Annotated in this window: 14 protein-coding genes; all 14 read right to left on the minus strand. The window is 38.0% G+C overall.

Features of this window, described 5'->3' with window-relative positions; translation table 11 throughout:
- Positions 1 to 44: 44 nt before the first annotated feature.
- The 14 genes from ACH3PA_RS18010 to ACH3PA_RS18075 all read right to left on the minus strand — a co-directional run bounded on the left by ACH3PA_RS18010 (position 45) and on the right by ACH3PA_RS18075 (position 14,163).
- Positions 45 to 431: a DUF302 domain-containing protein gene (locus ACH3PA_RS18010; protein ID WP_416442617.1), complete on the minus strand. Its 387-nt coding sequence runs from the start codon at positions 429 to 431 to the stop codon at positions 45 to 47.
- Positions 432 to 464: 33 nt separating this feature from the next.
- Positions 465 to 1,691: a permease gene (locus ACH3PA_RS18015; protein ID WP_416442619.1), complete on the minus strand. Its 1,227-nt coding sequence runs from the start codon at positions 1,689 to 1,691 to the stop codon at positions 465 to 467.
- Between the two features lie 28 nt (positions 1,692 to 1,719).
- Positions 1,720 to 2,271 (minus strand): DUF3347 domain-containing protein, encoded by a 552-nt coding sequence (locus tag ACH3PA_RS18020; protein ID WP_416442621.1) that lies wholly within the window; start codon positions 2,269 to 2,271, stop codon positions 1,720 to 1,722.
- Between the two features lie 54 nt (positions 2,272 to 2,325).
- On the minus strand, positions 2,326 to 2,646 hold the full coding sequence (locus tag ACH3PA_RS18025) for a four-helix bundle copper-binding protein (RefSeq protein WP_416442623.1): 321 nt from the start codon (positions 2,644 to 2,646) through the stop codon (positions 2,326 to 2,328).
- A gap of 119 nt (positions 2,647 to 2,765) precedes the next feature.
- The gene (locus tag ACH3PA_RS18030) at positions 2,766 to 3,332 is read right to left on the minus strand and encodes a helix-turn-helix domain-containing protein (protein ID WP_416442625.1); all 567 of its coding nucleotides are present in this window, start codon (positions 3,330 to 3,332) and stop codon (positions 2,766 to 2,768) included.
- A gap of 2 nt (positions 3,333 to 3,334) precedes the next feature.
- Entirely contained in the window at positions 3,335 to 4,573 is a 1,239-nt protein-coding gene (locus ACH3PA_RS18035) for a TolC family protein (RefSeq protein ID WP_416442627.1), read from the minus strand.
- Positions 4,570 to 8,343, minus strand: coding sequence for an efflux RND transporter permease subunit (locus ACH3PA_RS18040; protein ID WP_416448301.1), 3,774 nt, complete (start codon positions 8,341 to 8,343; stop codon positions 4,570 to 4,572). The genes ACH3PA_RS18035 and ACH3PA_RS18040 overlap by 4 nt, the downstream gene beginning before the upstream one ends.
- Positions 8,344 to 8,439: 96 nt before the next feature.
- Entirely contained in the window at positions 8,440 to 8,856 is a 417-nt protein-coding gene (locus tag ACH3PA_RS18045; protein WP_416448555.1) for an HYC_CC_PP family protein, read from the minus strand.
- A 114-nt stretch (positions 8,857 to 8,970) separates the two neighbouring features.
- Positions 8,971 to 9,255: a DUF202 domain-containing protein gene (locus ACH3PA_RS18050; protein ID WP_416448302.1), complete on the minus strand. Its 285-nt coding sequence runs from the start codon at positions 9,253 to 9,255 to the stop codon at positions 8,971 to 8,973.
- Positions 9,256 to 9,298: 43 nt separating this feature from the next.
- Positions 9,299 to 9,892 (minus strand): phosphatase PAP2 family protein, encoded by a 594-nt coding sequence (locus tag ACH3PA_RS18055; protein WP_416448303.1) that lies wholly within the window; start codon positions 9,890 to 9,892, stop codon positions 9,299 to 9,301.
- A 105-nt stretch (positions 9,893 to 9,997) separates the two neighbouring features.
- Positions 9,998 to 11,626: an ArnT family glycosyltransferase gene (locus ACH3PA_RS18060; protein WP_416448304.1), complete on the minus strand. Its 1,629-nt coding sequence runs from the start codon at positions 11,624 to 11,626 to the stop codon at positions 9,998 to 10,000.
- A gap of 73 nt (positions 11,627 to 11,699) precedes the next feature.
- Positions 11,700 to 12,143, minus strand: a complete 444-nt coding sequence (locus tag ACH3PA_RS18065; protein ID WP_416448305.1) for a PepSY-like domain-containing protein — start codon at positions 12,141 to 12,143, stop codon at positions 11,700 to 11,702.
- 84 nt (positions 12,144 to 12,227) lie between these two features.
- Positions 12,228 to 13,487, minus strand: coding sequence for a sensor histidine kinase (locus tag ACH3PA_RS18070; protein WP_416448306.1), 1,260 nt, complete (start codon positions 13,485 to 13,487; stop codon positions 12,228 to 12,230).
- 1 nt (position 13,488) lies between these two features.
- Entirely contained in the window at positions 13,489 to 14,163 is a 675-nt protein-coding gene (locus tag ACH3PA_RS18075) for a response regulator transcription factor (RefSeq protein ID WP_416448307.1), read from the minus strand.
- Between the last annotated feature and the right edge of the window lie 35 nt (positions 14,164 to 14,198).

The following is a 14,198-nucleotide window of genomic DNA, read 5'->3' on the forward strand; positions in this document are numbered from 1 at the left end:
GTGGGTTTAATTCTCTGAGGCATGCCTCGATTATATTATACTTTCTATAGACTGTCGATCACTTTTTTTAGTTTTTCAGTGATCTCTTTTGCTATCTTTTCTAGTTCAGGATTAGCGATTGCCTGCATTGATGCCATGGGGTTTACAGCTGCGACTTCTATTTTATTATCTTCAATTTCCTGAACGATGACATTACACGGCAACATGGTGCCTACCTTATCTTCTGCCTGTAACGCTTTATACGCATAAGGCGGATTACATGCTCCCAGAATGCGGTACTTCTTAAAATCAACGTCTAACTTTTTCTTCAACGTCTCATTAACATTGATCTCTGTTAGCACTCCAAAATCTTCTTTCTTCAGCTCTTCTGTAACTTTATCTATAGCAGCCTCAAAACTGCTGTTTATGGTTGTATTAAAATAGTAGTCCATTGTGAATAGTTTTTAAAGATTGAACATTTCGCTTTAAGCGATAAAAAATTTGGTTATCAAACCACCAGCTAACCAGATGTAGCAAATAAAAGCTGCATATTTTAAAATATTTTCAAGCAACATACTTTTAGGTGCCATCTCTTTCATATGCATAATATCTTTTCGTTTAAAAAAGCCCAAATAGATCAAATAACCCGAAATAAGTAGAAATGCGATGTTTAAAAAGAACGTGTAATTGAACTTAAAATAAGTCGTATCTGTCATGTTTACCTGACTGGAATCTGGTAAAATACTCAGTAAATCAAAGGAATAATGCAGAATTAATGACGCACCCACTAATGCAGTAAAAAGAAGGAAGAGAATAAAAAGTGACATTTTCCAGCCGTAATATTTGGCATTAATTCTAAGAATTGGAAAAACAACCAGATCACTAAAAATAAATGCCATAACCCCTGCAAAACTCACACCTTTACCAAAAAGTAGCGCAGCCAGCGGAATATTACCCATAGAGCCTATAAAAGTGATAAAAGCCGCAATGGGACCAACGATTATATGTTCAAGAATTTCAAAGAAAGTGAAATCTGTATTTCCTTGTCCGCTATTAATAAATAAGGTCTGAAAAAAGGAATCAGGTACAAAAGCGGCTACGATCCCGGCGATCGTAAAACCTACGGTAACATCTTTCCAGACCATCTTCCATTCCATCCCGTATTGTTTAGAAACTTTAGCCCAGCTTTCTTCGGTCTTAATTTTCTTTTTCCAGGATTTGGTTTCATCATCATCAGAATCTTCATCTTTATCTTCGAGATTCTTGCGGGCGTTTTCTATTAATTTTTTCGGATTTATAAGTCTTATTAACAACCAGCAAATAAGGATTAGTAGTATTCCACCAACATATTCCCCTACTACAAATTGCCATCCCAAGAATATAGCGATAATAATTCCCAACTCAATTACCAGATTAGTAGAAGCTAACAGAAATGCAATTGAAGAAACAAAACTCGCTCCTTTTTTAAATAAGGATTTAGTTGAAGCCAAGGCTACAAAACTGCAAGAACTGCTTATAAAACCAAAGAAAGTTCCCAGCAGTACGCCTTTTGACTCTCCCTGACCCATGGTTCTTTGCATACGCTTTTCAGTCACAAAAATCTGTATCATACTACTGATCACATAACCTAGAATAAAAGCCCATAGCGCCATCCAGAAAAAACCTACTGTCGTATAAGCAGCTTCACCCCATCGTTGTAAAAAGTCGGTCATATTGTAATTTAATCCTTCAATTCGCGGTTTACTTGATCTCACTTTTCACAGATCCACAGGTGAGCATTTTATCACCGTAAAAGGGATTTTTAATTTCTTGATCTGTTGATAACCAATAAGCGCCTTCATTAAAGGCCATAGGACAATAATCTTTATAAACTACTCCTGTAGAAATTGTTCCATTTAATAGACTTTCCAAAGGTTCTGTAAGTTTTGAAAATGCCCTTCTTTGCGCCTCAATATCACTTGAACCGGCTATTTTATCGGCATATTCAACTGCCTCTCTATTTTCGTTTAAAGATTCAGAAAGTTTATTAGCAGCTTCTTGCGCTGCGTCTGTATCACTCTTGACCAAAGCGTCTTTTACGTCTATGTAGTTTTGAAAAATGGCCTCAATTTTCTGGTCATTAAAAGCGAGTTCTTCAGAATTCTGTACTTTATCATCTATTGATGTATCCTCAGCATGCATCTCGTGCTGCATGGGGATTGATTTTTTCTCTTTAGAGTTATTAGAATTACATGAAATAATCAATGCAGTAAAAAATAACGCAAAAGTCAAACTCAAAAATCTATGTTTCATAAGTGAAATATTAAAACGACCCCTTCCTTAATAGCAGAAAGGGATCGATAGGTTTTAGGCTAAAAATGCCTCACATTCTTTTTCACATGCTCTGCATGCTTTTGCACAGTCCTGACAATGCTGGTGCTCGTGCTTCTCACACTCGTCTGCACAGGCAGTACAAATTTGCTGGCAATATTTTACGAGTGCATCAACGTCTTCATAAGATGTCAACAATACTTTTGCCGTGGTATCGCATACTTCTGCGCACACACGGTCTGTACGTATACAATCTACCATCATATCCAGATTGTCTTCATCAAGGCAGGCATCTGCACAATGATTACATGCAACTACACAAGCTGTTAAAGCGTCAATAAATGTTCGATTTTCCATAATTTTTTGGGTTTTTAGTTAAAGATTGTTTTATGAGTTGAAGGCAAACGCCTCAACATTTTTACAGAAACAATTTATAATTTCTTACATCCTTTAACTGCTAAAATTCTGGTAAAGGCTTATATAATTTGGTCTAAAGAATTCCTAAAATTCTGTTTTAAAGCCTTATAGTTTGTTAAACTCATCCCGGTCTCGCTTTTAAACTGGTTACTCAAATGGCCTGAATTACTGTAATCCAGCAGCTGACTTATCTCTGTAAAATTGTATTCTTTGGTCTGGATGAGCTCCTTTACTTTTTCTATTTTTAATTTGATGAAATACTTCTCGATCGTGATTTTCTCGTTATACGAAAAAAGCTTACTAAGCTTTGTATAATCCTGATTCACCCGTGACGCCAGATAATCTGATAATGTTCCTGAAAAGGTGAGCGGTAAATTTTTGAGCAACTTAATAAGCTCTATTTTAATATCCTCCACCAGAATTGTATCTGCATCTTCTATTAATTCAAAACCGTTATTTTCAACTATCCTCTTTACAATTTTCGTATCCTCTTCTGCATTAAGCTCAACTTCTGCCCTGCCCAGTTCTATCTGTTTAACCGCGATATCCTGCTGCTCTAATTCTAATCTTAAGATCTTGATGCAGCGGTCGCACACCATATTTTTTATATGAAATTCTTTGGTCATAGTTAGTTGGTTAGGTAATTAATATTGGCTGTTTCCCGGTAATATTTGGTTATCGCATCTACTAATTTAAGCTGAAATTTCAACTGTAACTCCTGAATATCAATCACATCGTTAAAATCAATAGTTCCGGTTTCATAGTTTTTAAGGAGAATTTCCTCTGCGTCTTTTGCTTGTTTTAAATTCTTTGTTTGCGTGTTGTAAGAGATTCTGGCCGAGTTTCTATTACTAATGGCAGTCTGCAAGCGGGTTTTAAGCAGATTAAAACGATCCTGCTTTTGCGAATTGATTTCTTGCAAGCGCAATTCATTTTGAGCAGAAACTGAATTATACTTTTTACTGAAAATTGGTATAGAGACGGAAACCATGGGCATAATGATATCTTTTCCGTTATCATTAAAACTCATTTCAGGGCGCTCTTCTACCGGAATATAATCAAGACCAACGCCTATTTGTGGAGAAGCTTCACGCAGATTTACTTTTTCAGACTGGGTAACTGATTCATAAAGTCGGTCGAATTTTAGCAGTTCAGGGTGGATTTTTAGCTCATTTTGACCGATTTTTTCCTCGTCCGGCAAAAGCAAACTATCTGCAATAGGGATTGCTTCCAAATTTTCCCGATTAAGCAAATTGCTAAAAGTTACTCGTGCCGACTCTTCATCCTGCTGCAAAACTTCAATTTGTTCCTGCAATTCATTTTGCCGCATTTGCAACTTTAATACATCAACCGCCGAAGCTTTATCTACCTGAACTGAAGTCAAAGCCAGTTCTTCGTAGGTGTCAAGCAATTTTATATTCTGCTGTAAAACCTCCTGTTTTTCCCGTAAAGCATATAAATTGTAATAGGTCTGCGCAACATTCAGCGCCAGCTTTCTTTTCGCAATAGCGATCTCAACATACTCGGCATCTGCCATGGCACCGACATAATTTTCTCTGGCGGTGATCGTACCAAACCACGGAATCATCTGTTTCACTGAAAAACGCGCTTTTTGCGCCCCGGTACGCGTTTCTGGTTCGCTTACAAAATAGCCCGCGCTTATTTCTGTATTGGGAAGTGAATTGACTTCGTTGACCCTTTCTTCAGCCAGATTATAACGCAACTCGTTCGCCTGAATATCTGGATTATTTTGCTGCGCTTCCAGAATGTAAGAATCCAATTGTTGCGCTTTTGCAGCGAAAAAAGACAGCAGAAAACAAAACACTAATGCAGATCTTGAAACCGATGATTTACTTATTTTCTTCATAAAATTTCATTTTTAGCAGCCAGATTATTATTTCGCTTAAGCGAAAACTCCTTCTTCCAACTGAATAAAACCGGAACCACAAAAAGTGTGATAAGCGCGATCAGCATTCCGCCAAAACCGGGAATCGCCATCGGGATCATAATATCACTACCTCTTCCCGTTGACGTTAAAACCGGAAGTAAAGCCAGAATCGTGGTCGCTGTTGTCATTAAACAAGGACGTATTCTTTTTTCGCCGGCTTCAACAACCGCATCACGTAATTCGGGTAAAGTTTCCGGTGAATTTCTATCAAAAGACTGGGTGAGATACGTCGCCATCACCACACCGTCATCTGTGGCAATTCCAAAAAGAGCGATAAAACCTACCCAAACCGCGACACTTAAATTAATTGTATGCATCTGGAACATATCGCGCAGGTTTTCACCAAAGAAATTAAAATTCAAAAACCAACTCTCGCCATATAACCAGATCATAATAAAACCGCCGGCAAAGGCTACCGCAATGCCTGAAAAAACCATAAGCGAAGTGGAAACGGACTTAAACTGAAAGTAAAGAATCAGGAAAATGATAATGAGCGATAGCGGAACGACGACAGAAAGTGTCTTCTCTGCCCGCAACTGATTTTCATAAGTTCCTGTAAAACGATAAGTGATTCCTTTAGGGACAACAAGATCTCCGGCATCTATCTTTTGCTGAATCAAAGCCTGCGCATCCTCAACCACATTTACTTCGGCAAAACCGTCTTGCTTGTCAAACAGTACATATTCAATAAGAAAAGTATCTTCACTTTTAATCACCTGTGGTCCCTGCTCATAACGAATATCAACCAACTCAGACAATGGCACAGGCGCACCATTTTCAACCGGAACATAAATACCTTCTATATCTGCCGGATTTTCGCGCAGTTCACGTGGATATCTCACTCGCACGCCATAACGTTCGCGGCCTTCTACCGTTTGGGTAATCATCTTACCGCCTACAGCAACTTCAAGAACCTGCTGCACATCTTCTATAGTAATTCCGTATCGAGCGAGTCGCTCTCTTTTAATATCAATAAGCAAATAGGGTTTACCTACAATTCTATCGGCAAAAACGGCTTGAGACTTTACGCCTTTAGACTGCTTTAAAATATCCTCCAGTTTGATACCAAAATCCTCTATTTGCTTCAAATTTTGACCCTGAATTTTAATTCCCATGGGTGCACGCATTCCGGTTTGAAGCATGACCAAGCGGGTTTCTATAGGTTGTAGTTTAGGTGCCGAAGTTATTCCCGGAAGTTTTGTAACTCGTACGATCTCATTCCAGATATCATCAGGCGACTGAATTTGGTGGCGCCAGTTTCGGTAGAATTCGCCATCTTCATCTGGAATTAACTGATCTGCATTTGCCGAAGAGATTACTTTTATTTTTGATGCCACACTCGTATCCTTCCGGACTGATTTGATTTCCCTTTCACTTCCGTCAATTGCAAGGATTAAGCTGTCTGGAGTAACAAAATATTCATCGTCATTCACCCGAAATCTTTGCCTTTTTCCCCGATTATTGAGCATATATTCCGATTTATACTGAATAATATTCTCGTACATAGAAAGTGGCGCGGGATCAAGCGCAGACTCTGTTCGGCCAGATTTTCCCACAACGGTTTTAATTTCCGGAATGCTGGCAACCGCCATATCAAGTTGCTGTAAAATACGTTTGTTTTCAGTCACTCCGGCGTGCGGAAGTGAAGTCGGCATTAAGAGAAACGAACCTTCATTTAGCGAAGGCATAAATTCTTTGCCGGTGTTGTTCATGATTAGAATTCCGCAGATAACAATTGCTGTAGGCAGCGAAAGAAACAAAATCTTATTGCGCAATGCCCATCTTAGAATGCGTGTATAAAAATGTCTGAATAATGAGAATACGCCCAGCAAACCGAAACAGATAACGCCAACAATAATTACATTCCAAAAAATGGATTTTTCAACACCTAATGGCCGCCAGTATTCCGCCAATAATAGTACAATGGCAGCAGCTGAAATAATGATATTAATAAGATTTACACGCTTTCGCGAAAGCTTATCCTGAACGCCCAACAACGCCGTAATACCAAATGCGATAAGAACCAAACCTAGCCAATAGCCATAAAAAACGGCAATAATACCGGCAATAATCAGAACAGCGTTTATTATATAAGTTGCTTTTTTCTTGAAGCTTCGTTTTCTAAAAATAAAAGCTGCAAATGGCGGAATTAAAAACAAGGCAACTATTATTGAAGCCGTTAGCGCCATGGTTTTGGTAAATGCCAGAGGACGGAAAAGTTTTCCCTCTGCTCCCACCATCGTAAACACCGGAATAAAACTGATAATTGTAGTTAAAACAGCAGTTACAATCGCGCCGGAAACTTCGGCAGTGGCATTGTAAACAACGGTATTAATGGGCAAACCCTCATTATCTTCATCGAGATGCCTGATTATATTCTCACAAAGTATGACGCCCACATCGACCATCGTCCCAATCGCAATCGCAATACCAGAAAGAGCCACAATATTCGCATCTACATGAAAGAATTTCATGGCAATAAAAACCATAAGAACCGCCACAGGCAATAATCCGGAAATTAGAATGGATGCCCGCAGGTTGAAAACCATAATGATAATTACGAGAACCGTAACCAAAATTTCAAGCGTTAATGCTTCGTCGAGTGTGCCTAAAGTTTCCTGTATAAGTTCGCTTCTGTCGTAAAATGGCACTACCGTAATATGCGACGTGCGACCATCTTTCAAAGTTTTTGATGGTAAACCGCTACTTATATTTGCGATCTTTTCCTTAACATTATTGATAACCTCCATCGGGTTTGCGCCATATCTGGCGACCACAACTCCACCAACAACTTCTGCACCTTCTTTGTCCAGGATTCCGCGTCTTGTGGCAGGACCTAAAGAGACCTTTGCAATATCTGCGATACGTATTGAAGCAAAATCTTTTGAAGTAACAACCGCATTTTCTATATCTGCAATATTCTTCACGTAACCCAAACCACGCACCAGATATTCCGCCTGATTTATTTCAAGGGTTTGCGCACCAATATCCCGATTACTTTCTTTTACTGCGGTTACAATCTGACCCAAATCGATGTTATATTGTCGCATCAACTCCGGATTAACATCAATCTGATATTCTTTTACATAACCGCCAATAGATGCCACTTCTGAAACTCCGCTGGCCGAAGACAAGGCATATTTCACATAATAATCCTGAATACTTCGCAGTTCCTGTAAATCCCAGCCGCCGGTCACATTCCCGTCATCATCCCTGCCTTCAAGTGTGTACCAATAAACCTGACCTAAACCTGTCGCATCTGGACCCAAAGAAGGATTTACGCCGTCTGGCAATAATCCGTTAGGAAGGGAATTGAGCTTTTCAAGAATTCGGCTTCGGCTCCAGTAGAATTCTACATCTTCGTCAAAAATGATATAGATACTTGAAAAACCAAACATTGACGAACTTCTAATCGTCTTAACTCCGGGAATTCCCAGCAGCGAAGTAGTTAGCGGATAAGTGATCTGGTCTTCAATATCCTGTGGCGACCGACCGTCCCATTTCGTGAAAACGATCTGTTGGTTCTCACCAATATCTGGAATCGCGTCGACAGCAACAGGATCTGTTGGCAAAAAGCCGGTGTCCCAGTTAAAAGGCGCGTTAACAATTCCCCAGCCTACGAATAGAACCAGAAGAAGTACAGAAACTAATTTATTATTTATAAGAAATTTGATGCTCTTATTCAGCATGAGCTAATATTTAAACGATGTGAAATAGTTATCAAAAAAGACAACGAGAATGCCCTGGCACAAGAATGCCGGGTTCTATTAAACATGTTTAAAAAATCAAATAAGGAAAGTCTGGTCTAGCAGCTGTATGTCTTTTATGAGGACGGGCGGCGAATAATCTTTAAAAGGAATTATTTGTTCGTCAACACTTTCAAAAAGGTTTACATACGTGTAAACTAAAGCGGCAACAAAAGTCTGATGCTCTAGTGAAAGTGAATCAAAAGAAGATTTTAAATCGTCATGGCCTTTTACCACAACCGTTTTGTCGCTACAACATGATTTTGTAGTTACTGTATTCTCGCAGCTGTTTGTGGCTTGCTGCACATCCATCCCACAAGAAACGGCTTCTTTCATGATTTTAAAGTCAACCAATTTGTCGCCACAATAATGCATGTTCATACTAAAAGACATAGTAGAGAACAACACCAGAAGTGCCATTGTAAGCGATACTATTTTATGGAATGACTTATTCACTTCACGCAAAATTAATACAAATGATCGATATTTCACACTTTAGTGAATTTAACTAGCTAATTTCTTGTCAGTTTTAGTCGATTTTACCTCAATCTAGGCGGGTTTTTAATACAATTAAGCGGGTTTTTCAGCATTTAAATCAGCATCCAGATATAGCTTTTTGATGTGTTTTTTCACATAATAAAACCGCACAAAGCCGGTAATTAATAAAATGGGCGCAATAACTGTAAGTGCAAGACCAATGCTCTTTATTTGCTGAAACATATCCAGTTTTATGATTGCAAGCCCTGAGCTTAAAAACACGATAAATGTGCGGAAATAAGCCAGAAACGTACGCTCATTAGCTAGTCGAGTTCTGTCTATCGCGAGCTTGTCACGCAACGTAAGCGGTTCTTCCATAAACAAAATTTTGTTTGTTTAAAGGTAACCAAATTCTTCCATCTTAAAATCTATATGTAAATCCTAATAGGTGATTTCCTTCATAATTGCTATATGTCAATTGCATATGTTCCTGCTCATATTCGGTTGTAAACAAGAGCGTGCTGCCTATTCCCACCACCGCGCCGGCGAGAATATCATAACCATCATGTTTCTCTGCATTTATTCGGCTAAAAGCAGTAAAACCAGCCAGTGCATACGCCGGAATACTATATTTAAAACCATAGCGCTTGTGTATAAAAGATGCACTTTGAAAAGTTGTAGAAGTGTGTCCCGACGGAAAAGCATTGTCCCCATTACCCTTTGGTCTGGGTTTATTTAAAGCCACTTTCATCCCAAAGGTAAAAGCCTGGTTAAAAAGAAAACCTTTAGTAAACTGCCAGCTTCCTTTTCTGTCTTTTAGTATGAGCGTGGTTGCCATTACAGAAACTGGCATGGCGACAAGGAGAATATCACCTGCAGTTTCAATTGTGGGGTTGTTATTCTGAATTGTTTGCGCTTTCGCGGAAGCTGAAAAAATGAGACAGACAAATAAAAAACAGATAAACGGATGCTTTAAAATCTGAAAATCAGATTTTGTAAATGAAGTAATTGTCATTTAAGAATTGAGAATTTGATGCAGGTATCACAGGTTTAAAACCTGATTAATTATGCGCCAAATCTCAATATTGATTCTTAAGTGAGCCTGAAGTAATTCTAAAGTCTAATAATAGATTAGCCATTTACCATTCGCCTCTTTGTTCTTGAAATTATTAAGGATAAAATCAAGAGAATCTGGCACCTTGGTTTTATCGCGTAGTATTAAAATATTGTTGTTGGCATGCATTAAGATTTGCGCTCGGTCAAGATCTGCCGGTTTCTGCAAATCGTAGTAATAATTTTTATAAAGTGTGTCCTGTTCAAATTCGGTTTCCCGTTTTGCGCGGTAATTTCCGTTAGCAATAGTGATGATCTTTTTGTCAAGATAAAAAGACGCCGACGGTAATCTGTTATCGTAAACGATGATATTTGCTGTGCTGTCTTCATCTAAGGCATCAACTCTCACCATAAGATCTTTAACCGAATTGATCGCATCTGCATTTGCACTGCTAAAAAGTGTGTAGACACACAGAAGTCCCACCGTGAAACCAAGCGTTAAATCCATTAATTTCTGATTTTCAAAAACCTCCTTTTTTCGATATAAAAACAGGCTAAAACCAATCAAAAACAGAATGAGAATAGCCGCCAGTGGAATATTTATACTTAATTTTTCATAGAAAATGAGAACCAATAATGCAATTACCAATAGAGCATAGAAACCCAGATAGATCTTGTTGTAAATTGTAGCTCGCTTTTGCGAAATACCAACAGCTAAATATCCACCCAGTAAAGCCAAAAATGGATAAACAGGCAGGATATACAATATAAGCTTAGATGAAAACAGAGAAAAAACGAGAAGTAAAACCCCAACTGTTATTGCCAAAATAAAGGCTTGTCTATTAGTATTTTTTATCTGCTTTCGGTTTTTTATAAAGTCGGTAATTATAAAACCAAACCACGGCAAACCAACTAAAGGTGCAAAAAGTAAATAATACCAAAAAGGTTTATCTCTGTGAAAGCTTTGCGCATTTAGGCTTCTATTTACGATTTGTTCTGTAATAAAATAATCCCACAAATTAGGATGGTCTACAACTACTGCAACAAACCAGGAAGCAGAGATCGCCAGCATCAATATCACTCCTAAAACCGTATGAATTGTAACACGCAGCCTTTCCTTATTTACAATCTTATAAACTGTGATAAAAGTTACTACAGGAAGCACAACCACAGGACCTTTGGTTAAAAAAGCTAAACCAAGTGCTGCATAAAAGCCATACAGATAAATGAGACTACCGTTATTTTTTCGCTTAAGCCATAAAAATATAGCTGCAATAATAAAAGTGGTGAGATAAGCATCTGTAGTTAGATTGCGTGTCGCAATAAGAACTACCGGAAAGGAGATATAAATTACCGCAGACCAGAGCGCAATTTTTTCTTCTTTAAAAAGTAAAAGGGCAATTTTAAAAACCAGCAATAACTGAATAATCAGGGCTACACTTAAAAAAAAGCGAGCCCCGAATTCATTAACACCAAAAATTTTATATCCTAAAGCTGTGAGGTAATAAGTAACCGGCGGTTTGTGATAATGCGAAATACCCAGCAGCTGTGGGTGCAGATAATCACCAGAAATTACCATCTCCCGCCCTATCTCTGCATAGCGAGCCTCACTACTTTCGGTAAGACCCCAACTGCCCTGCCCAATGTTTAATATGACGAATAAAAACAGTAAGCCCAGATAAAATTTAAACTTCAAAATCGCGATTTAATCTGCGAAACTAGAAATAAAATCTAAATGAAATTTAAAGTAAATTTTAAATCTCCCCGTTTTAATCATTCTGAGCATCTTCAGTTTTTGCGATTTTACCGGTTTTATCAATAGCCACTTCAAGTGCAGAACCGTTTGTTTTTATTTCAAATTCGTAAAAAGTTCCTTCAGCAGTTTCAGAAATTTCGGTCTCTTTTAGCTTAAAATCGGGATATTTATCTGTTAAAACCGCCATTATATTTTGCGGTACTTCGCTTAGTTCTACCTCGTGTTCAGTTTCCAGCCATTGGCCATCGCTGTTAAAATTGGCCGAATATTCCTCGCCGTCAAGCTTAAATTCGGCTTCCCATTCATCGTCATTCTCTTTATCCCATTTTGGGTTGTCTGCATTGGGAAATTTTCGAGCGAAAGCTTCATTAACAGCAATAGGCAGATCTTTTACAGAAGTGCAGGAAATAATTGAATTTATGGCAATTAAGCCAGCGATAACAAGTGGTTTTTTCATGATTTTTATTTTAATTCCTGTCTAAAATAAAAACCGCTTCTAAAGTTTTCTTTAAGTGAATCTAAAGCCAAAAACCGGTGACAACTATTGATTAAAGCTTACGCGAAAAAGATGTTCGCCGCTTTCAAAATCATAGGTAAGTTTGTAACCATATTCATCGCAGATCTTCTTAACAATTGCTAAACCAAGTCCTGTGCTTGATTTTAAATTACTGTTCTCTCTGTAAAACCGGGTAAAAAGTTTCTCTGTATTTTTCAACATATTTTCACCCGAATTTCGTACCATAAAACCCGATTTTTTGATCTCCACACCGATTTTTCCTTCTGCAGCACAATATTTTATAGCGTTAGAAATCAAATTATTACAAAGAATTTGCAGGAGTTCGCGATCTGCCTGCAAACTAATATCGGTTTCTTCTGTAAAAATGATGGGTATAGATGTAAGTTCTTTAAAATTCTCAAGTGTTTCTCGCACCATTTCATTAAAATCAATTGTCGCAGTGCGTTTAAACTGTTGATTCTCCAGTTTTGTGAGCAGCACCATCTTTTTATTGAGTTGAGCGAGCCGCTGTATATCTTTTTGCAGCGAAGAAAACTGTGCAAATTGATTATCTGTAATACGAATATCATTGAGTAAGTTCTCTATTTTGGCTTGCATAATAGCCAACGGAGTTTGCAATTCATGCGAAACATCTTCTGTAAACTGCTTGAGGTTATTATAATCTGCCGCAACTTTACCTGTCAATGCGGTGATCTCATCTTTAAGATCGCTAAACTCAAGAATCTCGCTTTCTTCTAGTTGCAGCGGCTCATCAGATTTTATAGAGAATGTTTTCATCTGCTCCAGATTATTGAAGAACGGTTTCCATAAGATCTTATTCCAAGCCTGACTAAAATAAAACTGTATGCAAAAAATGAGGAAAATTATACCAAAAAACGACAAAAAGATAACCAGAATTATATCTTCACTTTCTACCACCATACTACGTACAATGATCTGGTAATCATTGTCATTAACATGCATATATGAGGTTAGTTCTCTAAAAAGTTCGGTCTCATCCTGAGAAGGATCGTAGATCAGCGTATCTTTTAAAGTTTCGGCTCCTAGTTTTTCTGTCTTATTAATCTCAAAAACCGGCGGTAATTCTATCAAAGCTTCATTTTGCTCAAGATAGTGCTCAAGCCGATAGCGACGTGAGTACAACTCTTCCTCTACCTCATTCTGCATTATGTGCCGTATATAAAAGTAAAGCACGATTATGCTTATCACCATCAGGATAGAACTAATGAGAATAAAAGCCTTTGAGGTCTTTTTAAGTAATGTGGTTTTTTTCTGTTTCTTCAATCTAATCTTCTATAAACTTGTAGCCGCTGCCGTAAGCTGTTTTAATATATTTCGCACCAGCGGAAGTTAGCTTTTTCCTTAAATTATTTATGTGAACATAGATAAAATCAAAACTATCCAGCAAATCACTGCTGTCTCCCCAAAGATGCTCTGCGATGATCTCTTTAGAAAGTACACGCCCCTGATTTGTTATAAAAAATAAAAGCAAATCGTATTCCTTTCTGGTAAGATTCATCGCTTTATTGTTAATATACGCCGTGCGCGATTTTGTGTCGATTTTAATTTCGTTAAACGAAATAGTCTCATCTCCACCAAATTTCCCTCTGCGTAAAACCGCTTTGATGCGCGAGTTCAGCTCTGCCAGGTGAAAGGGTTTTGTAATATAATCATCTGCCCCAAGATCGAGACCTTCAAGCTTATCATCAAGCGAATTATTTGCCGAAATAATAATCACACCGGCTTCACTTTTTGCTTTTTTTAGTTTCTTGAGCAGATCAATACCGCTGCCGGTAACCAGATTCACATCAAGAATTACCAGATCATAATCATATAGATCAAGCTTGTAGGCGGCATCATTATAATCTGAAGCGATCTCACAAACATTCCCGTCTCGCTGTAAATATGTGGCGATAGATTGTTGTAGTTCGCGCTCGTCTTCGGCTATTAAAATTTTCATAGTATTAAATTGTATTATGCATAACAGCTTTAAAT

It is taken from the genome of Leeuwenhoekiella sp. A2 (genome assembly GCF_047946655.1).
GTDB lineage: Bacteria > Bacteroidota > Bacteroidia > Flavobacteriales > Flavobacteriaceae > Leeuwenhoekiella.

Bases quoted from the DNA above. Each gene is read 5' to 3' on its own strand.
- ACH3PA_RS18020 (WP_416442621.1), bottom strand. From the start codon at position 2,271: ATGAAACATAGATTTTTGAGTTTGACTTTTGCGTTATTTTTTACTGCA.
- ACH3PA_RS18010 (WP_416442617.1), bottom strand. From the start codon at position 431: ATGGACTACTATTTTAATACAACCATAAACAGCAGTTTTGAGGCTGCT.
- ACH3PA_RS18035 (WP_416442627.1), bottom strand. From the start codon at position 4,573: ATGAAGAAAATAAGTAAATCATCGGTTTCAAGATCTGCATTAGTGTTT.
- ACH3PA_RS18075 (WP_416448307.1), bottom strand. From the start codon at position 14,163: ATGAAAATTTTAATAGCCGAAGACGAGCGCGAACTACAACAATCTATC.
- ACH3PA_RS18065 (WP_416448305.1), bottom strand. From the start codon at position 12,143: ATGAAAAAACCACTTGTTATCGCTGGCTTAATTGCCATAAATTCAATT.
- ACH3PA_RS18030 (WP_416442625.1), bottom strand. From the start codon at position 3,332: ATGACCAAAGAATTTCATATAAAAAATATGGTGTGCGACCGCTGCATC.
- ACH3PA_RS18015 (WP_416442619.1), bottom strand. From the start codon at position 1,691: ATGACCGACTTTTTACAACGATGGGGTGAAGCTGCTTATACGACAGTA.
- ACH3PA_RS18055 (WP_416448303.1), bottom strand. From the start codon at position 9,892: ATGACAATTACTTCATTTACAAAATCTGATTTTCAGATTTTAAAGCAT.
- ACH3PA_RS18025 (WP_416442623.1), bottom strand. From the start codon at position 2,646: ATGGAAAATCGAACATTTATTGACGCTTTAACAGCTTGTGTAGTTGCA.
- ACH3PA_RS18040 (WP_416448301.1), bottom strand. From the start codon at position 8,343: ATGCTGAATAAGAGCATCAAATTTCTTATAAATAATAAATTAGTTTCT.
- ACH3PA_RS18050 (WP_416448302.1), bottom strand. From the start codon at position 9,255: ATGGAAGAACCGCTTACGTTGCGTGACAAGCTCGCGATAGACAGAACT.